Source organism: Pseudomonas sp. P2S-1, assembly GCF_057197725.1.
This window is the reverse complement of the sequence record NZ_CM170068.1, coordinates 4210555-4231502: the sequence shown is the minus strand read 5'-3', so window position 1 is coordinate 4231502 and position 20948 is coordinate 4210555. Positions and strand designations below refer to the sequence as shown.

General features: G+C 63.5%; 15 protein-coding genes. 13 read left to right on the top strand and 2 right to left on the bottom strand.

Annotated features, from left to right (window positions below; all coding sequences use genetic code 11):
- Window positions 1-161: 161 nt before the first annotated feature.
- The gene (rpmE, locus tag AC2CQI_RS18875; protein WP_075802153.1) at window positions 162-377 is read left to right on the top strand and encodes a 50S ribosomal protein L31; all 216 of its coding nucleotides are present in this window, start codon (window positions 162-164) and stop codon (window positions 375-377) included.
- A gap of 391 nt (window positions 378-768) precedes the next feature.
- Complete coding sequence (locus tag AC2CQI_RS18870; protein ID WP_484577574.1) at window positions 769-2037, top strand: malic enzyme-like NAD(P)-binding protein; 1269 nt, start codon at window positions 769-771, stop codon at window positions 2035-2037.
- A 148-nt stretch (window positions 2038-2185) separates the two neighbouring features.
- On the opposite strand, the gene AC2CQI_RS18865 is transcribed toward AC2CQI_RS18870, so the two are convergent.
- The gene (locus AC2CQI_RS18865) at window positions 2186-4615 is read right to left on the bottom strand and encodes a penicillin-binding protein 1A (RefSeq protein ID WP_484580637.1); all 2430 of its coding nucleotides are present in this window, start codon (window positions 4613-4615) and stop codon (window positions 2186-2188) included.
- Between the two features lie 189 nt (window positions 4616-4804).
- Here AC2CQI_RS18865 and pilM point away from each other — a divergent pair, with 189 nt between their 5' ends.
- From pilM to hemE, 10 genes are all read left to right on the top strand, one after another.
- A complete protein-coding gene (pilM, locus tag AC2CQI_RS18860) occupies window positions 4805-5713 on the top strand; it encodes a type IV pilus biogenesis protein PilM (protein ID WP_484577573.1) in 909 nt (302 codons plus the stop codon).
- Window positions 5713-6243, top strand: coding sequence for a PilN domain-containing protein (locus AC2CQI_RS18855; protein WP_075802149.1), 531 nt, complete (start codon window positions 5713-5715; stop codon window positions 6241-6243). The genes pilM and AC2CQI_RS18855 overlap by 1 nt, the downstream gene beginning before the upstream one ends.
- Entirely contained in the window at window positions 6240-7106 is an 867-nt protein-coding gene (locus tag AC2CQI_RS18850; protein WP_484577572.1) for a type IV pilus inner membrane component PilO, read from the top strand. Before AC2CQI_RS18855 ends, AC2CQI_RS18850 begins: the two co-directional genes overlap by 4 nt.
- 160 nt (window positions 7107-7266) lie before the next feature.
- Window positions 7267-8517 (top strand): type IV pilus secretin PilQ, encoded by a 1251-nt coding sequence (locus AC2CQI_RS18845; protein WP_484577571.1) that lies wholly within the window; start codon window positions 7267-7269, stop codon window positions 8515-8517.
- 4 nt (window positions 8518-8521) lie between these two features.
- Window positions 8522-9040 (top strand): shikimate kinase AroK, encoded by a 519-nt coding sequence (aroK, locus tag AC2CQI_RS18840; protein ID WP_075802147.1) that lies wholly within the window; start codon window positions 8522-8524, stop codon window positions 9038-9040.
- 100 nt (window positions 9041-9140) lie between these two features.
- Entirely contained in the window at window positions 9141-10238 is a 1098-nt protein-coding gene (gene aroB / locus AC2CQI_RS18835) for a 3-dehydroquinate synthase (RefSeq protein ID WP_484577570.1), read from the top strand.
- Between the two features lie 16 nt (window positions 10239-10254).
- Entirely contained in the window at window positions 10255-11895 is a 1641-nt protein-coding gene (locus AC2CQI_RS18830; RefSeq protein WP_484577569.1) for an AAA family ATPase, read from the top strand.
- 369 nt (window positions 11896-12264) lie between these two features.
- Entirely contained in the window at window positions 12265-16710 is a 4446-nt protein-coding gene (gltB, locus tag AC2CQI_RS18825; RefSeq protein ID WP_484577568.1) for a glutamate synthase large subunit, read from the top strand.
- 121 nt (window positions 16711-16831) lie between these two features.
- A complete protein-coding gene (locus AC2CQI_RS18820; protein ID WP_484577567.1) occupies window positions 16832-18250 on the top strand; it encodes an FAD-dependent oxidoreductase in 1419 nt (472 codons plus the stop codon).
- A 118-nt stretch (window positions 18251-18368) separates the two neighbouring features.
- Window positions 18369-19433 (top strand): uroporphyrinogen decarboxylase, encoded by a 1065-nt coding sequence (hemE, locus tag AC2CQI_RS18815; protein WP_484577566.1) that lies wholly within the window; start codon window positions 18369-18371, stop codon window positions 19431-19433.
- A 107-nt stretch (window positions 19434-19540) separates the two neighbouring features.
- Here hemE and AC2CQI_RS18810 read toward each other — a convergent pair whose 3' ends face one another.
- A complete protein-coding gene (locus AC2CQI_RS18810; RefSeq protein WP_484577565.1) occupies window positions 19541-20350 on the bottom strand; it encodes a hypothetical protein in 810 nt (269 codons plus the stop codon).
- A 139-nt stretch (window positions 20351-20489) separates the two neighbouring features.
- Between AC2CQI_RS18810 and AC2CQI_RS18805 the strand changes: the two genes are divergently transcribed.
- A complete protein-coding gene (locus AC2CQI_RS18805) occupies window positions 20490-20843 on the top strand; it encodes a NirD/YgiW/YdeI family stress tolerance protein (protein WP_075802140.1) in 354 nt (117 codons plus the stop codon).
- Window positions 20844-20948: the final 105 nt, after the last annotated feature.

The window sequence follows — 20948 nt, the reverse complement described above, 5'->3', positions numbered from 1 at the left end:
TTCTCTGTAGGGAAGGTTCCAGGTGCCGGCGAGCCTAGCAGACGACAGTCGGTGCGAGCGACATCTTGCACTGACGGCAGCCTCTGGTATTATTCGCCGCCTAATTACGTGCGGTATTCAACAATGGTGTTGGGTGGCGGCACGCAGTCGAGGAAAGCACCATGAAAGCAGATATTCATCCGACTTACGAAGTGGTTGCAGTGACTTGCAGCTGCGGCAACAAATTCGAAACCCGTTCGACTCTGGCCAAGCCACTGCCGATCGACGTTTGCTCTGAGTGCCACCCGTTCTACACCGGCAAGCAGAAAGTCCTGGACACCGGCGGCCGCGTACAGAAGTTCGCAGACCGCTTCGGCATGTTCGGCGCCAAGAAGTAAGACTGCGCGTGGGGTTACCCACGTTGCTGAAGAAAGCGCCCCTTCGTGGGCGCTTTTTTTATGGGCGCGATTTGCCGGCTACCGCTCGTCGGCGTCCGCCGGCCGTGGCCCGGTGCTGGATCGTTCCCGCAGATCCGCCCCAAAACCAGGCGACCAACGCTGGTTGCCGGTCCTGATCGACGCGAGCATGCTGGAGAAGGTCAATCGCTGAGAAATTGTGAACATTTTTTCATGCCGATTGTACACACTGAAAGCCTTGAACTACGCGGGTCTTGGCTGAAAGTCGTAGGTTAAAGGCCTTGACACAAGTGACCGGCCAGTCTTGTCGGCCCATTGCTCTTTGCGTATCCTCGGCGGTCCGTCAGAACAGTAAACAAGCGGAATGCCCACCATGTCAGATCTGAAAACTGCCGCTCTCGAATATCATGCTCAGCCTCGTCCGGGGAAACTGAGCGTCGAGCTCACCAAACCGACCGCAACCGCACGCGACCTGGCGCTGGCCTACAGCCCTGGCGTCGCCGAACCCGTGCGTGAAATCGGCCGCGATCCTGAGCTGGCATACCAATACACCGGCAAGGGCAACCTGGTCGCGGTGATCTCCGACGGTACCGCCATTCTTGGCCTGGGTAACCTCGGCCCACTGGCTTCGAAGCCGGTCATGGAAGGCAAGGGTGTTCTGTTCAAGCGTTTCGCCGGCATCGACGTGTTCGACATCGAAGTCGACTCGGAAAGCCCGCAAGCCTTCATCGACACCGTCAAGCGCATCTCCATCACCTTCGGTGGCATCAACCTGGAAGACATCAAGGCACCTGAGTGCTTCGAGATCGAGCGCGCCCTGATCGAACAGTGCGACATCCCGGTATTCCACGATGACCAGCACGGCACCGCGATCGTGACCGCTGCCGGCATGATCAACGCCCTGGAAATCGCTGGCAAAACCCTCGGCGACGCCAAGATCGTCTGCCTGGGCGCCGGCGCCGCCGCCATCTCCTGCATGAAACTGCTGGTGAGCATGGGTGCCAAGGTTGAAAACATCTTCATGATCGACCGTACCGGCGTGATCCACGCTGGCCGTGACGACCTGAACCAGTACAAGGCGGTCTTCGCCCACGCGACCGACAAGCGCACCCTGGCCGATGCCCTGGAAGGCGCTGACGTGTTCGTCGGTCTGTCCGGCCCGAACCTGCTGAGCCCTGAAGGCCTGAAGTCGATGGCGGCCAACCCGATCGTCTTCGCCTGCTCCAACCCGGATCCGGAAATCTCCCCGGAACTGGCGCACGCTACCCGCGACGACGTGATCATGGCTACCGGTCGTTCCGACTACCCGAACCAGGTCAACAACGTTCTGGGCTTCCCGTTCATCTTCCGTGGTGCCCTGGACGTTCGCGCCAAGCGCATCAACGAAGAGATGAAGATCGCTGCCGCCAACGCCCTGAAGGACCTGGCCAAGCTGCCAGTGCCGAAGGAAGTCTGCGACGCGTACAACGTCCAGGCCCTGGAATTCGGCCGTGGCTACATCATTCCGAAGCCACTGGACCCACGCCTGCTGAACGTCGTTTCCGATGCCGTGGCCAAGGCCGCCATCGAATCCGGCGTAGCGACCCTGCCGTATCCGAAGCACTACCCGCTGAACAGCGTGGACGAAGTGTTCAACGGTTGATCCGCTGAAGTAACAACAAAAAGCCCCGGCTCTTGCGAGCCGGGGCTTTTTTTTAGCTGCAAGCTTTAAGCTTCAAGCTGTAAGAGAAAGGCAGCGGACGCGTACTGCTTTTTCTTGCCGCTTGAGGCTTACAGCTTGTGGCTCAAGATCAGAAAAGATCCATCGGCGCCGCCTCATCCGCCGGCAGCGGACTGCCAGGCGCGGCACCATTGCCCATCTCGTTCACCGACGGCGGCGTGTCTTCGGCCTTGAACAGCTCGAAGTAGGCATTCGGCGTGCTCGGCGTCGCCGCGCGGCCACTGACCGGGTCGACGCGCAGGCTGAGGATGCCTTCCGGCTCGGGCAGGCGGTGCTCCGGCTTGTCCTTCAGGGCCTGGCCCATGAAGTTCATCCAGGTCGGCAGCGACACGGTACCGCCGTACTCACGGCGGCCCAGGGTCTCCGGCTGGTCGAAGCCGGTCCAGACGGTGGTCACGTAGTCGGCGTTGTAGCCGGAGAACCAGGCGTCCTTGGACTCGTTGGTGGTGCCGGTCTTGCCTGCCAGGTCGTTGCGGCCCAGGGCCATGGCCCGGCGCCCGGTACCGCGCTTGATCACGTCCTCCAGCATGCTGGTGAGGATGTAGCTGGTGCGGCCGTCGATGATCTGCTCGGCAATCACCGGCGCCTGTGGCATGGCCGGGGCCGTCTGCTGGGTATCGGTAGTGATCGGCTGCACCTGCGGCGCGGCGATCCCGCCCTGGTCCTCGTGACCCGACGGCGTACGCGCCGGGTTGGCGGTGAACAGGGTCTCGCCGTTACGGCTCTCGATACGCTCGATCAGGTACGGGCTGATCTTGTAGCCGCCGTTGGCAAAGGCGCTCCAGCCGGTGGCGATCTCCATCGGCGTCAGGGTCGCGGTGCCCAGGGCCAGGGACAGGTTGCGCGGCAGGTCCTGCTTGTTGAAGCCAAACCTGGCGATGTAGTCGATGGTGCTGTCCACGCCCATGCTCTGCAGCAGGCGGATCGACACCAGGTTGCGCGACTTGTACAGCGCCTCGCGCATGCGGATCGGGCCGAGGAAGGTGTTGGTGTCGTTCTTCGGCCGCCAGACCTTGTCCAGGTACTCGTCGACGAACACGATCGGTGCATCGTTGACCAGGCTGGCGGCGGTGTAGCCGTTATCCAGCGCCGCGCTGTAGACGAACGGCTTGAAGCTCGAGCCCGGCTGGCGCTTGGCCTGGGTGGCGCGGTTGTAGTTGCTCTGCTCGAAGGAGAAGCCACCGACCAGGGCCCGGATCGCGCCGTTGCTCGGGTCCAGGGTGACCAGTGCGCTTTGGGCGCCCGGTACCTGGCTGAAGGCCAGGCTGCCGTCATCCTTGCGACGAACGCGGATCAGGTCGCCGACCTGGGCCACATCACCGGCCTGTTGCGGCGCGCGGCCCTGGCTGTTGGTGTTGAGGAACGGACGCGCCCACTTCATGGTGTCCCAGGCCACGGTGGCCTCTTCACCGTTGCGGGTCAGCACGCGCAGGCCGGTTTTCTCGACCTGGGTGACGATCGCCGGCTCGAGGCCGCCGAGGGTGCGCTGCTTGGCCAGTTCCTGCACCCAGGCGGCGCGGGTCTTGCCCGGCAGGCGCGATTCAGGGCCGCGGTAGCCGTGGCGCTGGTCGTATTCGGTAAGGCCGTCGAGGACGGCCTTGTTGGCCATTTCCTGCAGGTTGCTCGGCACCGTCGTGGTCACGCGGAAGCCTTCGGTGTAGGCATCGCTGCCATAGCGGCCGACCATCTCGGCGCGGGCCATCTCGGCGATGTACGGCGCATTCACTTCCGGCGTCGGCACGTGGTAGCTGGCGTTCAGCGGCTCGGCGAGGGCGGCCTGGTAGCTGGTCTCGTCGATCTTGCCCAGCTTGTACATGCGCCCGAGGATCCAGTCGCGACGCTCCTTGGCCCGGGCCGGGTTGGCCAGCGGGTTGAAGCGCGACGGCGCCTTGGGCAGGCCGGCGATCATGGCCATCTGCGCCAGGCTGATGTCGCGGATCGACTTGCCGTAGTACACCTGCGCCGCCGCTTCGATGCCGTAGGCGCGGTTACCCAGGTAGATCTTGTTGACGTACAGCTCGAGGATCTCGTCCTTGGTCAGTTCGCGCTCGATCTGCAAGGCGAGGAGGATCTCGTTGGTCTTGCGCGAGAAGCTGCGCTCGCTGGTCAGGAAGAAGTTCTTCGCCACCTGCATGGTGATGGTGCTGCCGCCGGTCTGGATATGCCCGGACTTGAGCAGTTGCGTGGCCGCGCGCATCAGGCTGCTCGGGTCGACGCCGTAGTGATTGAGGAAATTGTCGTCCTCGGCTGACAGCAATGCCTGAATGAAGTGTGGGGGAATATCCGCAAAACGGATTGGAGACCGCCGCATTTCGCCGAACTCGGCGATCAGCTTGCCGTCACTGCTGTAGACCCTCAGGGGTATCTGCAACTGGATGCTTCGCAGCGACTCCACCGACGGGAGGCTGGGACTAAGATACAGAAACGCGCCGCTCAGACCGAGAACGGCTGCGCAGATGACCGCGACGAAAGACCACCAGAAGAACTTCAGCAGGCGTATCAAGGCTTTGGGGTGTCCAGTTGGAGTTTTGGGTTGAGCGCAGGGCCCGGCGGGCCGGAAAACGCTGCGCATTATAAGCAATTTTCACTTCCACGCGTGATTTGCACCGGGTGTCAAGGTGGCGCTGTTGCCGCCCTCGCCAGGACGGCGGCTTGCTGCCTTTTTTCAAGGCTGAACGAGGAAAACAGGATGTTTGGACGCACAGATCGGGATAGCGGTTCACTGCTGGGGCTGGAAATTGCCTCTGGCGCCGTCAGGTTGCTGCAACTGGAGCGCCGCCCACGCGGGCTGGCCTTGCGCGGCTGGGGGATCGAGCCGCTGCCGCCGGGTGCCCTGGCGGACGGCCGGGTGGTGGCCCACGAGGTGGTGGCCGAGGCGATCGGCCGGGCCCGGCAACGCAGCGGCACCAGCGTCCGCGAGGCGGTGCTGGCAGTGCCTTCTGCGGCGGTCATCCAGCATGCGGTGGCCATGCCATCGGGGCTGGACGACGAGGAAATCGACGAGCGGTTGCGCGACGAGGCCGAACAGTTCATTCCCTTCTCGGTGGAGGAGGCGGCGCTGGATTACCGGGTGGTGCCCGGCACGCCAGGGATGCTCAACGTGGCCTTCACCGCCTGTCGCCAGGAATGGCTGGACAGCCTGGAGCGGGTCATGGACCTGGCGGGGCTGCGGGCACGGATCGTCGATATCGACAGCCATGCCTGGCAGCGGGTGCTGGCTCGCCAGGCGCCGGGGGTGTCGGCGGTGCTGCTGCTGGAAGCGGATGCCTGGGTGTTTCATGGTTTCCGCGTGGATGGCGGGCTGCTGTTCAGTGAGCGTCGTGTGCCGATGGAGCCGCGCCTGGAAAGCCTGGTGGAGTTCGTCGACCTGTGCCTGTTGCGCGAGCCCGGCGCGATGCCGGACCGGCTCTGGCTGGCGGGTGCGCAAGCGGGTTGGGAAGGGCTTGCCGAACAGTTGCAGTGGCATCTGGGGATTACCACCCGGACCTTCGATCCATTGGCGGGGCTGCTGTTGCCGCAGCGTGATGACGATGTGCTGGAGCAGGCCGCACCGTTGCTGGGGGTCGCCTATGGCCTGGCCCTGCGGGGCTACAACTGATGGCCGGAATCAACCTGCTGCCGTGGCGGGAATGGCGTCGGCAGCGGGCGATCCGCCGCTGGCAGGGGCTGCTGCTCGCCAGTCTGCTGGCGGGGACACTGCTGTCGCTGCTGGGGGTTGCATTGGTCAGTCAGCGCCTGGAGCGCCAGCTGGAGGCCAATGCCCGGCTGAGTGAGCGCATTGCCGGGCTGAGCGAGGGGCTTGCGCAGGTTGCGCTGCTTCGTGAGCGGGGCGAGGTCCTGCAGGCGCAATGGACGGAGCTGCAGGGGATGGTGCGGCAGCAAGGCGTTGGTGGTGACCTGCTTTTTCGCTTAATGGACATCGTCCCGCCGGGCGCTCGCCTGAGCGAGCTGCAACTGAGCGAAGGAGAGTTGCGCTTGTCCGGTCTGGCTCGCAGCGGCAGTGATGTCGCACAGTTGCTGCGCAACCTCGGGCAGTCACCTGGCCTGGGGGCGGCGGATCTGCAGGAGCTGGTTTCTTCTCCGACGGGCGAGCGCTTTCGGCTTCTGGTCAGCCTGGAGTCGTCATGAGCCTTGCGCTGCTCGATCCGGCCCTGGACTGGCGTGCGCTGCTGCGCTGGCCCTGGTGGGCGAAGGTCATGCTGCTGGGCGCGTGCTTTTTGCTGGTGCCGGGGCTGGTCTTCGGCTTGCACTGTCGCGAGGTGCTTGGCTCGATCGCCGTGGAGGAGGGCCGGCATGACGAACTGCAACGGCAATGGCAGGAGCGTTCGGCCCAGGTGGATTCGCAGGCGGTTCACCAGGCGCATCTCGCACGGCTGGAGGCCGATCTGCTGCGCCGGCAGGGCGAGCTGTTCGACGAGGATGGACTGGCGAGCCTGTTGCAGAGTCTTGGTCAGTTGGGGGCGGGATTGTCGTTCGAGCAGGTCTCGGTGCTGGAGCCTGAATCGCGGCAGCATCATGTGGAGCTGCCGATCAAGGTGCAGGTGGCGGGTGAGTACCGGGCCTTGAAGCGCTTTCTCGCGGGGCTGGGTGGCTTGGAGAAGCTGGTGACGTTGCATGAGTTGCACCTGGTCGCGACGGACGAGGCCTCGCCCGGGGTATTGCGCCTGGGGTTGCGGCTGCAGGCTTACCGGGCGCTTCAGTCGGGTGCGGTTGCGGTAACGGCCGTGGCGCCCTCTTCGCAGGTGCACAACCCGTTCGAGCCGTTTGCCTCGACCGTGGCTGAAGTGTCCCTGGATCAGGCGCGGATGGTGGGTTATCTGCGGGACCCGAAGGGGCAGGCGGCGCTGGTTCGTCTTGGGGCGGAGGTGCATTTGCTGCGAGAAGGCGACCGCATCGGCTCGGGCCAGGTGGTAGCAATAGAGGAGGGGCGGGTGGAGCTTCAGGGCGTCGCGACAGGGATAGCGCGGGTGCTGATGCTCTCCAAAAGCTGATGGCGCTTGGCTCTGTAGGAGCGTGGCTTGCCCGCGAAGGAGTGCGAAGCGCTCCCAAAAATGGTGCTGACTGCGAGAATTTGGGACCGCTGTGCGGTCCTTCGCGGGCAAGCCACGCTCCTACAGGGGGGGCGTCAGGGTGTTTGATTGGAGGAAGAATATGAACAGGACGTTCAGATCATGGCTGTTGTACCTGATGCTGCTATCACCCGTGGCCCTGGCCGATCCCGGCAAGCCACTGTCGCTGAACTTCCAGGATGTCGAAGTCCGCGCCGTGCTGCAGGTGCTGGCGGACTTCGTCGGGGTCAACCTGGTGGTCAGCGACGAGGTGCGCGGCAATATCACCCTGCGCTTGCACGAGGTTCCTTGGGAGCAGGCGCTGGATACGGTATTGCGCAGCAAGGGGCTGGGCAAACGCCTGGAGGGTAATGTCCTGCTGGTGGCGCCGCTCGGGGAACTGGAGAACAGCGGGCGCCCGGCCTACGGGCCCAGGGAGCAGGCACTGCTGCAGGTCAGCCATGCCCGGGCTGCGGACCTTGCCAGCCTGCTCGTGCCCCTGCTCGACGCTGGTCCGGAGGAGGACCCCTGGGGCCCGATCAGCGTCGATGAACGCACCAATACCCTGATCACCAGCCAGCAACCACAGCGTCTCGACACCTTGCGCCGCTTGCTCGGGCAACTGGACGTGCCGGTACGCCAGGTGCTGATCGAGGCGCGGATCGTCGAGGCCAATGTCGATTACGAGCGCGGCCTGGGTGTGCGCTGGGGCGGTTCTGCGGGTGGCCGCGTCATTCCGGGGATTGGCGAGGCGGGCTCATCGACCTTCGTCGACCTGGGGATCGAGCGTGCAACGTCAGGAATCGGTTTCGGCCTGATCGGCGACAGCGGCCTGCTCGACCTGGAACTGAGTGCCATGGAGAAGTCCGGCAACGGCGAGATCATCTCCCAGCCCAAGGTGCTCACCGCCGACAAGGAAACCGCGCGGATCCTCAAGGGCTCCGAGGTGCCGTACCAGGAATCGGGGGCCAATGGCACGACATCCATCACCTTCCGCGAGGCCTCGCTGTCGCTGGAGGTCACTCCGCAGATCATGCCCGGTGGCGAGGTGAGCATGCAGGTCAAGGTGACCAAGGACGAACCGGACTACCTCAATCTCCAGGGCACCGTACCGCCGATCCGCAAGAACGAGGTCAACGCCCGGGTACGCGTGGGCGACGGCCAGACCATCGTGATTGGCGGCGTTTACTCCACCAGCAAAAACAATGTGGTGGATAAGGTGCCATTTTTCGGCGATGTGCCGTATGTTGGGCGGCTGTTTCGTCGCTCCACCGTCCAAGAAAGAAAATCCGAGCTGTTGGTCTTCCTGACTCCGCGTATCATGAATGACCAGGCGATTGCTGTGAGTCATTGATTCTGTGCGAAATTTGATACTTGTTGGGCCGATGGGTGCTGGCAAAAGCACCATCGGCCGCCTGCTTGCCAAAGAACTGCGCCTGCCTTTCAAGGATTCCGACAAGGAAATTGAATTGCGCACGGGCGCCAATATCCCGTGGATCTTCGACAAGGAAGGCGAGCCGGGCTTTCGCGATCGCGAGCAGGCCATGATCGCCGAGCTGTGCGCGGCCGACGGGGTGGTCCTGGCCACCGGTGGCGGCGCGGTAATGCGCGATGCCAACCGCAAGGCGCTGCATGATGGCGGCCGCGTCATCTACCTGCATGCTTCGGTGGAGCAGCAGGTCGGGCGTACCGCCCGTGACCGCAATCGCCCCTTGCTGCGTACCGCCAATCCCGAGGAAACCCTGCGCAACCTGCTGGCGCTGCGTGATCCGCTGTACCGGGAGATCGCCGACCTGGTGGTGGAAACCGACGAACGGCCACCGCGCATGGTGGTGCTGGATATTCTCGAGCGCTTGCAGAAGTTGCCGCCCCGCTGACGCATGATTATCCTCGGCGACCAGTCATGCTCTGACAGGGCACTTTGTTATCACGCGGACCGGGACTTCCAGTCCGCGTCTTCGTTCTTTGTGGGGATACATGCAGACACTTAAGGTCGACCTGGGCGAACGCAGCTACCCGATCTACATCGGTGAAGGGCTGCTGGACCAACCTGAACTGCTGGCGCCGCATATTGCCGGCCGGCAGGTCGCCATCGTTTCCAACGAGACCGTCGCGCCGCTGTATCTGGAGCGCCTCAGCCAGACCCTGGGTGCCTACAAGGTGCTGCCGGTGGTCCTGCCGGACGGCGAGTCCTACAAGAACTGGGAAACCCTGCAACTGATCTTCGATGCCCTGCTCACTGCACGGCATGATCGCCGCACCACGGTCGTCGCCCTCGGCGGCGGGGTGATCGGCGATATGGCCGGCTTCGCCGCCGCTTGCTACCAGCGCGGCGTCGACTTCATCCAGGTGCCGACCACCCTGTTGTCCCAGGTCGATTCCTCGGTGGGCGGCAAGACCGGCATCAACCACCCGCTGGGCAAGAACATGGTCGGCGCCTTCTATCAGCCCAACGCGGTGCTGATCGATACTGCCAGCCTGCGCACCCTGCCGCCGCGCGAGCTGTCTGCCGGCCTGGCCGAAGTGATCAAGTACGGCCTGATCTGCGACGAGCCGTTCCTCGGCTGGCTGGAAGACAACGTCGATGCCCTGCGCAACCTCGATGGCGCAGCGCTGACCGAAGCCATCCGTCGCTCCTGCGCGGCCAAGGCTGCCGTGGTCGGCGCTGACGAACGCGAGTCCGGGGTGCGCGCTACGCTGAACCTTGGCCACACCTTCGGCCACGCGATCGAAACCCAGATGGGCTATGGTGTGTGGCTTCACGGCGAAGCGGTGGCGGCCGGTACGGTCATGGCCCTGGAAATGTCCATGCGCCTGGGCTGGATCAGCCAGCAGGACCGCGACCGTGGCATTCGCCTGATGCAGCGTGCCGGCCTGCCGGTGGTGCCGCCACAGGACATGACCCCGGCGCAGTTCATGCAGCACATGTCGGTGGACAAGAAAGTACTCGATGGTCGTCTGCGCCTGGTCCTGCTGAGCAAGCTGGGCGAGGCCGTGGTCACGGATGACTACCCGCAAGAGATTCTTCAGGCCACGCTGGCAGCGGACTACCCTGCCATCGTGGCCCAGCTTTGAGGTCGATGAGAGCCCGATGACTAGTTTGCATGCCGACGAGGCCTTTCTCGGCCACTACCAGCTGAACCACGACCCCTTCGCCGCGCGCGTTCCGGGGTTCAAGTTCTTCCCCGCCCAGCGCAAGCCGGTCCTGGGGCAACTGCACCACCTCGCCCGCTACAGCCAGCTGTTGCTGGTGGTGACCGGCCCGCAAGGCAGCGGCAAGACCCTGCTGCGCCAGGCCCTGGTCGCCAGCACCAACAAGCAGTCGGTGCAGAGCGTGGTGATTTCCGCCCGTGGCGCCAGCGACGCGGCGAGCGTGCTGGCCCAGGTGGCGCAGTCGCTGAACGTGGCCAAGGCCGAGGTCCAGCCGATCCTGTCCCAGGTCGTGCAGCTCGGCCTGACCGGCCAGGAAGTCTACTTGCTGGTGGACGATGCGGAACAACTTGGCGAATCGGCGCTCCAAGCGTTGCTGGAACTGGCGGCGGGCACCGCTGAGGGTCGTCCCCATGTGTTCCTGTTCGGCGAGCCTTCGCTAATCACCAGCCTGGATGCGCTGGAGATCGAAGACGAGCGCTTCCATGTCATCGAGTTGCAGCCCTACAGCGAAGACGAGACCCGGGAATACCTGGAGCAGCGTCTGGAAGGCGCAGGTCGCGGTATCGAGGTGTTCACGGCCGAGCAGATCGCCGATATCCAGCAAAACTCCGAAGGCTGGCCTGGCAATATCAACCAGGTCGCCCGCGATACCTTGATCGAAGCCATGATCGCCAGCCGCTCGACGGCGAAGCGACCATCAGTGGGGTTCACTATGCCGAAGAAACATGTGCTGGCACTGTCTGCCGTGGTACTCGTCGCCGTCGGCGCTGCCGTGCTGATGCCGAAGAAAGGCGACCAGCCCAAGACCAGCGCACCTGCCGAGCAGGCGCAACTGCCGCTGGGCCAGGGTCAGCCAAGCAACGCCCAACCGAACAACAATGGCGGCCCGGCGATCGAATTCGCCGGCTCGTCGCAGCCGATGCCGCTGCCGCTGGTGGGTCAGTCCCAGCCGGTGATGCGCGGTCCGCTGGCGGAATCCACCGGCATGAACGAAGGTGAGGAAGGTGGTCCGGCCGGCAATACCGCGCTGCAACCGCCAACCGTGACCACCACCGCGCCGCCTGATGGCGCCGTGGCCGGCCCGGCACCGACGCCGGCGCAGCCGATCCAGCCGTCCCAGACCATCGCCTCGGCACAACCGGTTGCACCGGTTCACCAGCCTGCCGCCAGCAAGCCGGTTGCACCTGCACCGAAGCCCGCTGAAGTAGCCGTGGCCAAGCCTGCCGCGCCTGCTGCTCCTGCCGCCAAGCCAGCGGAAAAACCAGCAGCCAAACCGGCAGCCGGCGGCGCTGGCAGCGGCTGGTACGGCTCCCAGGCCCCGGGCAACTACGTAGTGCAGATCCTCGGCACCAGCTCGGAAGCCACCGCCCAGGCCTACGTGAAAGCCCAGGGTGGCGACTATCGCTACTTCAAGAAAAACCTGCAGGGCAAGCCGCTGTATGTCATCACCTACGGCAGCTTCTCCAGCCGTGATGCAGCACTGAATGCCATCAAAGCCTTGCCAGCCAAGGTCCAGGCTGGTAAACCTTGGCCTCGCACTGTCGCAAGCGTCCAACAAGAGCTCGCTGCGACGCGCTAATTAATAGCCTGATCCGGGCGGCACCTACCCCGCCGCCTGATCAACCTCTGATTCCACAGGCAGCCTGCTGTGCATATGCACGGCAGGCTTTTCTGTCCCAGACTGCCGGCCACAAGCCCTTCTTGCAGTCCAGGCTGAAACGCTTCAGACTCAAGCCAAGCCGTTACCACGGCGCTCGCTTAAAAACATTCAAAAATGCGACATGGATTTTCGATGATTCGTCATCAAATTTGTGGGATTCACTGTCGCCGTGCAACAATGGCACCCGTATTGCCCCCCGCAAAGCTGACGTCCGTTCGGCGTGGATGGTAAGTGGTTGAATTAAAAAGATTTGCCTTTGTGAGAGGCGAACCTGGTGAGAAAGTGTCTATGAAAACAGGTCTGTACCATCCCGAAGAATTCAAGGACAACTGTGGATTCGGTCTGATCGCCCACATGACGGGCGAACCCAGCCACCACCTTTTGCAAACGGCTATCGAAGCCCTGACCTGCATGACCCACCGTGGTGGGATCAACGCCGACGGCAAGACCGGTGACGGTTGCGGCCTGCTGATGCAGAAGCCCGACCAGTTCCTGCGCGCCATCGCCCAGGAGACCTTCGGCACTGAATTGCCCAAGCAGTACGCCGTGGGCATGGTGTTCTTCAACCAGAACGCCGCCAAGGCCGAAGCCGCTCGCGAAAACATGAATCGCGAAATCCTCGCCGCCGGCCTGCAACTGGTCGGCTGGCGCCAGGTGCCGATCGACACCAGCGTCCTCGGCCGCCTGGCCCTGGAGCGCCTGCCGCAGATCGAGCAGGTGTTCATCGGCGGTGAAGGCCTGAGCGATCAGGAATTCGCCATCAAGCTGTTCAGCGCCCGTCGTCGCTCCTCGGTGGCCAACGCCGAAGACAGCGACCACTACATCTGCAGCTTCTCGCACAAGACCATCATCTATAAGGGCCTGATGATGCCGGCGGACCTCGCCGCCTTCTATCCGGACCTCGGTGACGAGCGCCTGCAGACCGCGATCTGCGTGTTCCACCAGCGCTTCTCCACCAACACCCTGCCGAAATGGCCGCTGGCGCAGCCGTTCCGCTTCCTCGCCCACAACGGCGAGATCAACACCATCACCGGTAACCGCAACTGGGCCCAGGCCCGTCGCACCAAGTTCGCCAACGAACTGATTCCGGACCTGGAAGAGCTCGGCCCGCTGGTCAACCGCGTGGGTTCCGACTCGTCCTCGATGGATAACATGCTCGAACTCATGGTCACCGGTGGCATCGACCTGTTCCGCGGCGTGCGGATGATCATCCCGCCAGCGTGGCAGAACGTCGAGACCATGGACGCGGACCTGCGCGCCTTCTACGAATACAACTCCATGCACATGGAGCCGTGGGACGGCCCGGCCGGCGTGGTGATGACCGAAGGTCGCCACGCGGTCTGCCTGCTCGACCGCAACGGCCTGCGCCCGGCGCGCTGGGTCACCACCAAGAATGGCTACATCACCCTGGCCTCGGAAATCGGCGTGTGGAACTACAAGCCGGAAGACGTGATCGCCAAGGGCCGTGTCGGTCCTGGCCAGATCTTCGCGGTCGACACCGAGACCGGCCAGATCCTCGATACCAATGCCATCGACGATCGCCTGAAGTCGCGCCACCCGTACAAGCGCTGGCTGCGCCAGAATGCCCTGCGCATCCAGGCCGACCTTAGCGACGACCAGGGCGTGGCCAGCTACGACGCCGACCAGCTCAAGCAGTACATGAAGATGTTCCAGGTCACCTTCGAAGAGCGTGACCAAGTGCTGCGTCCGCTCGGCGAGCAGGGCCAGGAAGCGGTCGGCTCGATGGGCGACGACACGCCGATGGCGATCCTGTCGCAGCGCGTGCGTTCGACCTACGACTACTTCCGCCAGCAGTTCGCCCAGGTGACCAACCCGCCGATCGACCCGCTGCGCGAAGCCATCGTCATGTCGCTGGAGATCTGCCTCGGTGCCGAGCGCAACATCTTCCAGGAATCCCCGGAGCACGCTTCCCGGGTGATCCTCAGCTCGCCGGTGATCTCGCCAGCCAAGTGGCGTTCGCTGATGAACCTCGAGCGCGAAGGCTTCGAGCGTCACGTGATCGACCTCAACTACGACGAAAGCCTGGGCCTGGAAGCCGCGGTGCTGAGCATCGCCGACCAGGCCGAGGAAGCCGTGCGCGCGGGCAAGACCCAGCTGGTGCTGAGCGACCGTCATATCGCTCCGGGCAAGCTGCCGGCCCACGCCTCCCTGGCCGTCGGCGCGGTACACCACCGCCTGACCGAAAAGGGCCTGCGCTGCGACAGCAACATCCTCGTGGAAACCGCGACCGCCCGTGACCCGCATCACTTCGCCGTGCTGCTCGGTTTCGGTGCGTCCGCCGTCTACCCGTACCTGGCCTATGAAGTGCTGGCCGACCTGATCCGCACCGGCGAAGTGCTGGGCGACCTGGACGAAGTCTTCAAGTACTACCGCAAGGGCATCTCCAAGGGCCTGCTGAAGATCCTGTCGAAGATGGGCATCTCCACCATTGGCTCGTACCGCGGCGCGCAACTGTTCGAAGCGGTCGGCCTGTCCGAGGAAGTGGTCAACCTGAGCTTCCGTGGCGTTCCGAGCCGTCTGAAAGGTGCACGCTTCGTCGACATCGAGAACGAGCAGAAACTGCTCGCTGCCGAAGCCTGGAGCGCGCGCAAGCCGATCCAGCAGGGCGGCCTGCTGAAGTTCGTCCACGGTGGCGAATACCACGCTTACAACCCTGACGTGGTCAACACCCTGCAAGCTGCCGTGCAGCAGGGCGACTACGCCAAGTTCAAGGAATACACCGCGCTGGTGGACAACCGTCCGGTGTCGATGATCCGCGACCTGCTCAAGGTCAAGACCGCCGACCAGGCCCTGGACCTCAGCGAGATCGAACCGCTGGAAGCCATCCTGCAGCGCTTCGACTCCGCCGGTATCTCCCTCGGCGCACTGTCGCCGGAAGCCCACGAAGCCCTGGCCGAGGCGATGAACCGCCTGGGCGCGCGCTCCAACTCCGGTGAGGGCGGCGAAGATCCATCGCGCTACGGCACTATCCGCAGTTCGAAAATCAAGCAGGTCGCCACCGGTCGTTTCGGTGTCACCCCCGAGTACCTGGTCAACGCCGAAGTGCTGCAGATCAAGGTGGCCCAGGGTGCCAAGCCGGGCGAAGGCGGCCAGCTGCCAGGCGGCAAGGTCAACGGCCTGATCGCCAAGCTGCGCTATGCCGTGCCGGGCGTGACCCTGATCTCGCCTCCGCCGCACCACGACATCTACTCGATCGAAGACCTCTCGCAACTGATCTTCGACCTCAAGCAGGTCAACCCGCAGGCGCTGGTTTCGGTCAAGCTGGTGGCGGAAGCCGGTGTCGGCACCATCGCCGCCGGTGTGGCCAAGGCCTATGCCGACCTCATCACCATCTCCGGTTATGACGGCGGTACCGGTGCTTCGCCGCTGACCTCGATCAAGTACGCCGGCGCCCCGTGGGAACTGGGCCTGGCCGAGACCCACCAGACCCTGCGCGGCAACGACCTGCGCGGCAAGGTCCGGGTACAGACCGACGGCGGCCTGAAAACCGGCCTCGACGTGATCAAGGCGGCCATCCTCGGCGCCGAAAGCTTCGGCTTCGGCACCGCGCCGATGATCGCCCTGGGCTGCAAATACCTGCGCATCTGCCACCTGAACAACTGCGCCACCGGCGTAGCCACCCAGAACGACAAGCTGCGCAAGGACCACTACATCGGTACCGTCGACATGGTGGTGAACTTCTTCACCTACATCGCCGAGGAAACCCGTGAATGGCTGGCCAGGCTGGGCGTGCGCAGCCTCGGTGAGCTGATCGGGCGTACCGACCTGCTGGAAATGCTCCCGGGTGAAACCGAGAAGCAGAAACACCTCGACCTCAGCCCGCTGCTGGGCAGCGCCCACGTGCCGGCCGACAAACCGCAGTTCTGCGAGGTCGACCGCAACCCGCCCTTCGACAAGGGCACCCTGGCCGAGAAGATGGTCGAGATGGCGCTGCCAGCCATTCGCGACCAGAGCGGCGGCGAGTTCGAGCTGGATATCTGCAACTGCGACCGTTCCATCGGCGCACGGATCTCCGGGGAAATCGCCCGCCTGCACGGCAACCAGGGCATGGCCAAGGCGCCGATCACCTTCCGCTTCAAGGGCACTGCTGGCCAGAGCTTCGGCGTGTGGAACGCCGGTGGTCTGAACATGCACCTGGAAGGCGACGCCAACGACTACGTCGGCAAGGGCATGACCGGTGGCAAGCTGACCATCGTGCCGCCAGCCGGCAGCCCGTTTGCCACCCAGGACAGCGCCATTGTCGGTAACACCTGCCTGTACGGCGCCACTGGCGGCAAGCTGTTCGCCGCCGGTACCGCGGGCGAGCGTTTCGCGGTGCGCAACTCCGGTGCCCACGCCATCGTCGAAGGCACTGGCGATCACTGCTGCGAATACATGACCGGTGGTTTTGTCTGCGTCCTGGGCAAGACCGGCTACAACTTCGGCTCTGGCATGACCGGCGGTTTCGCCTACGTGCTGGACATGGACAACAGCTTTGTCGACAAGCTGAACCATGAACTGGTGGAAATCCAGCGGATCACCGGCGAGGCGATGGAGGCTTACCGCAGCCATCTGCACCGCGTGCTGACCGAGTACGTCGAAGAAACCGGTAGTGCATGGGGCCGCGAGCTCTGGGAAAACCTGGACGACTACGTCCGTCGTTTCTGGCTGGTCAAGCCGAAGGCGGCGAACCTGAAGAACCTGCTCTCCAGCACCCGGGCCAACCCGCAATAAAGCAGCTGCAAGTGGCAAGCCTCAAGCTGCAAGTGAAGCAGTACGAGGTTTGCCGGGCATTAGTGATCGACTTGCGGCTTGCAGCTTATAGCTTGCAGCTGCTGTATAGAGGTTTTGAAAAATGGCTGAACGTCTGAGTAATGACTTCCAGTTCATCGAAGTCGGGCGCAAGGATCCGAAGAAGAAGCTGCTGCGCCAGCGCAAGAAAGAGTTCGTGGAAATCTACGAGCCCTTCAAGCCCCAGCAGTCGGCCGAGCAGGCCCACCGTTGCCTGGGTTGCGGCAACCCGTACTGCGAATGGAAGTGCCCGGTCCACAACTTCATCCCCAACTGGCTGAAGCTGGTCTCCGAAGGCAACATCCTCGCGGCAGCAGAGCTGTCGCACCAGACCAACACCCTGCCGGAAGTCTGCGGCCGCGTGTGCCCGCAGGACCGCCTCTGCGAGGGCGCCTGCACCTTGAACGACGGCTTCGGCGCCGTGACCATCGGTTCGGTGGAGAAGTACATCACCGACACCGCCTTCGCCATGGGCTGGCGTCCGGACATGTCCAAGGTCAAGCCGACCGGCAAGCGCGTCGCCATCATCGGCGCCGGCCCTGCCGGCCTTGGCTGTGCCGACGTCCTGGTGCGCGGTGGCGTGACCCCGGTGGTGTTCGACAAGAACCCGGAAATCGGTGGCCTGCTGACCTTCGGCATCCCCGAGTTCAAGCTGGAAAAGACCGTGCTGAGCAATCGTCGCGAAGTCTTCAGCGGCATGGGCATCGAGTTCCGCCTCAACACCGAGGTGGGCAAGGACGTGACCATGGAACAACTGCTCGCCGAATACGATGCCGTATTCATGGGCATGGGCACCTACACCTACATGAAGGGCGGCTTCCCCGGTGAAGACCTGCCGGGCGTGCACGACGCCCTGGACTTCCTGATCGCCAACGTCAACCGCAACCTGGGCTTCGAAAAGTCGCCGGAAGACTTCGTCGACATGAAGGGCAAGAAGGTCGTGGTGCTCGGCGGTGGCGACACCGCGATGGACTGCAACCGCACCTCGATCCGCCAGGGCGCCAAGGCCGTGACCTGCGCCTACCGTCGTGACGAGGCGAACATGCCGGGCTCGCGCAAAGAGGTGAAGAACGCCAAGGAAGAGGGCGTGAAGTTCCTCTACAACCGCCAGCCGATCGCCATCATCGGTGAAGACAAGGTCGAAGGCGTGAAGGTGGTCGAGACCCGTCTCGGCGAACCGGATGCCCGTGGCCGTCGCAGCCCCGAGCCGATCCCGGGCTCCGAAGAGATCATCCCGGCCGATGCCGTGGTCATCGCCTTCGGTTTCCGTCCGAGCCCGGCGCCATGGTTCGAGCAGTTCGATATCCAGACGGACAGCCAGGGCCGCGTCGTCGCCCCGGAGCAAGGCACGTTCAAGCACCAGACCAGCAACCCGAAGATCTTCGCCGGTGGCGACATGGTCCGCGGTTCCGACCTGGTGGTGACCGCGATCTTCGAAGGCCGCAACGCGGCGGAAGGGATCCTGGACTACCTGGGCGTCTGATTTCTCAACAGAGAAAACTATTGACCCACGGCACCCGATAGAGAAAAGGCACGGTTAGTACCGTGCCTTTTCTTTGCCCGTCTGAGAAAATGCCCGCACTTTTTTTCCGGATGCCGACATGACTGCCTTGAAGAATGATCGTTTCCTCCGTGCGCTGCTCAAGCAACCTGTAGACGTCACCCCGGTGTGGATGATGCGCCAGGCCGGCCGTTATCTCCCTGAGTACCGCGCCAGCCGTGCCAAGGCCGGGGATTTCATGAGCCTGTGCATGAACCCGCAATTTGCCTGCGAAGTGACCCTGCAGCCGCTGGACCGCTACCCGCTGGACGCCGCGATCCTCTTCTCCGACATCCTCACCATCCCCGACGCCATGGGCCAGGGCCTGTACTTCGAGACCGGCGAAGGCCCGCGCTTCAAGAAAGTGGTCAGCACCCTGGCCGACATCGAGGCACTGCCGATCCCTGATCCGCAGAAGGACCTCGGTTACGTCATGGACGCGGTCAGCACCATCCGTCGCGAACTGAATGGCCGTGTACCGCTGATCGGCTTCTCCGGCAGCCCCTGGACCCTGGCCACCTACATGGTCGAAGGCGGCTCGTCGAAAGACTTCCGCAAGACCAAGGCCATGCTCTACGACAACCCGCAGGCCATGCACCTGTTGCTGGACAAGCTGGCGCAGTCGGTTACCAGCTACCTCAACGGGCAGATCCTCGCTGGCGCGCAAGCCGTGCAGATCTTCGACACCTGGGGCGGCAACCTCTCGGCGGCGGCGTACCAGGAGTTCTCCCTGGCCTACATGCGCAAGATCGTCAGCGGCCTGATCCGCGAGCACGAAGGGCGCAAGGTGCCGGTGATCCTCTTCACCAAGAACGGCGGCCTGTGGCTGGAAAGCATCGCCGAAGCCGGCGCCGATGCGCTGGGCCTGGACTGGACCTGCGAAATCAGCGACGCCCGCCGTCGTGTCGGTGACAAGGTCGCGCTGCAGGGCAACATGGACCCGACCGTGCTGTACGCCAAGCCGGAAGCCATCCGTGCCGAGGTGGCGCGCATTCTCGCCAGCTACGGCAAGGGCAGCGGCCATGTATTCAACCTGGGTCATGGCATCACCCCTGAGGTGGATCCGGAGCATGCAGGCGTGTTCATCAACGCGGTGCATGAGCTTTCAGCCCAGTATCACGGCTGACAGGGCAACCCGGTCCACTGTGGGAGCTGGCTTGCCAGCGATTGTGGTAGTGAGCCCACCATCGTAATCGCTGGCAAGCCAGCTCCCACAGGTTTAGGCGTCGCCAGTTAGTTTGGCTGCACCCTTTGATCCTTCGGCTCGTAATAGAACACCGGCGTCCTGGTCAGATCGATCCTGACGATGGGAATGAATTTCCCGGTCGCGGCCATGAAGCTGTCCTGCATCTGCCTTGCCCTTTCCAGGCCTTCGCCGCTGTAATACAGCGCCTCCAAAGGCAGTTTGTCGGGGATGTTCTCCGGCCACGGTGCAATCACCACCTCATTCCACAGGGTACGATGCACTGGATGCGGGAAGTGCTGGCGCACGTCGATACTGAACTGGAACCACCGCGCCGTGGGCTCGAAGTAGCAGGCTTTGGTTCCTGTGTACTCGGCAAAGTGCGCCTGCCAGCTCGGAATATCCACTACCCCACTGAGATGGCAAGGCAGCGGAAACTGCTCCGTGCCACAACTTTCGATACGACTGTCAGTCGCCGCATTCAGCGGAAATACGCACCTCACCGTGAGCGGCTGCCCGCTCGGTTCCCCCAGCGGGGCCATGATCAACCCGGCATCGCCCGCCAGTCGTTCATTGCCCACATCCTTACGGATATAGGAAAAGGACACGCCCTTGCGCTCGACATTCTCCGGACTGGGGTTCCAGAACGCCGGGTTGGACGAATCACGGATGGCGCGGATGATGACGCCGTTGCAGTTGATCGCCGCGCTGCCATCGGCGCACTCCGGCCGGGTATCGTCGAAGCGCTGCTGCAGGCGCAGGACCACGCTGCGCCCTGGGTCATCAGGGCTGATGGTGCAGGAGATAAGCAGGAACAGCGCGACCAGCACGCAGAAATAGCGCAGGGCGTGTGTGAGCATGTCGATGTCCTCGTGAAGGAGAAATCATCAAGCCATGCGCTTCGATTCAGGCACAACTGACAGAAATACCAGGTTTAAGCTTCAATTCAGCCTGCCCCGGTACTCTGATTCCATCAAAACCTGCCAAGGAATCAGCACCATGAAAACCCGCTATCTCGCCCTTATCCTCGCCCCTCTGTTCAGCACCGCCGCCCTGGCGGCCGGCACCGGCTACACCGGCCCGGGCGCGCAGAGCGTCACTACCGTGGCCGCAGCCAACGATGCCGCTGACGACACCCCGGTAGTGCTGACCGGCTACGTGATCAAGAAGGTCAACAACGACGACAAGTACGAGTTCAAGGACAACACCGGCACCATCACCGTCGAGATCGACAACGAAGACCTGCCGCCGGTGGCGTTCAACGACAAGACCAGGGTCAAACTGACCGGTGAGGTGGAGAAGCACCTGATGTCGCGGGAAGTGGATGTGGATATCGTCGAGATCGTGAACTGATCCCCACCCTCAAGGCTTGCACACCACCTGTGGGAGCTGGCTTGCCAGCGATGAGGTCGGCAATGACAAAGAGGTTGTCAGGCCGGGCCAAATCGCTGGCAAGCC

What these genes read in the sequence shown, in the direction of transcription:
- rpmE (WP_075802153.1), top strand. Translation starts at nt 162, where the DNA reads ATGAAAGCAGATATTCATCCGACTTACGAAGTGGTTGCAGTGACTTGC.
- AC2CQI_RS18870 (WP_484577574.1), top strand. Translation starts at nt 769, where the DNA reads ATGTCAGATCTGAAAACTGCCGCTCTCGAATATCATGCTCAGCCTCGT.
- pilM (WP_484577573.1), top strand. Translation starts at nt 4,805, where the DNA reads ATGTTTGGACGCACAGATCGGGATAGCGGTTCACTGCTGGGGCTGGAA.
- AC2CQI_RS18855 (WP_075802149.1), top strand. Translation starts at nt 5,713, where the DNA reads ATGGCCGGAATCAACCTGCTGCCGTGGCGGGAATGGCGTCGGCAGCGG.
- AC2CQI_RS18850 (WP_484577572.1), top strand. Translation starts at nt 6,240, where the DNA reads ATGAGCCTTGCGCTGCTCGATCCGGCCCTGGACTGGCGTGCGCTGCTG.
- AC2CQI_RS18845 (WP_484577571.1), top strand. Translation starts at nt 7,267, where the DNA reads ATGAACAGGACGTTCAGATCATGGCTGTTGTACCTGATGCTGCTATCA.
- aroB (WP_484577570.1), top strand. Translation starts at nt 9,141, where the DNA reads ATGCAGACACTTAAGGTCGACCTGGGCGAACGCAGCTACCCGATCTAC.
- AC2CQI_RS18830 (WP_484577569.1), top strand. Translation starts at nt 10,255, where the DNA reads ATGACTAGTTTGCATGCCGACGAGGCCTTTCTCGGCCACTACCAGCTG.
- gltB (WP_484577568.1), top strand. Translation starts at nt 12,265, where the DNA reads ATGAAAACAGGTCTGTACCATCCCGAAGAATTCAAGGACAACTGTGGA.
- AC2CQI_RS18820 (WP_484577567.1), top strand. Translation starts at nt 16,832, where the DNA reads ATGGCTGAACGTCTGAGTAATGACTTCCAGTTCATCGAAGTCGGGCGC.
- hemE (WP_484577566.1), top strand. Translation starts at nt 18,369, where the DNA reads ATGACTGCCTTGAAGAATGATCGTTTCCTCCGTGCGCTGCTCAAGCAA.
- AC2CQI_RS18810 (WP_484577565.1), bottom strand. Translation starts at nt 20,350, where the DNA reads ATGCTCACACACGCCCTGCGCTATTTCTGCGTGCTGGTCGCGCTGTTC.
- AC2CQI_RS18805 (WP_075802140.1), top strand. Translation starts at nt 20,490, where the DNA reads ATGAAAACCCGCTATCTCGCCCTTATCCTCGCCCCTCTGTTCAGCACC.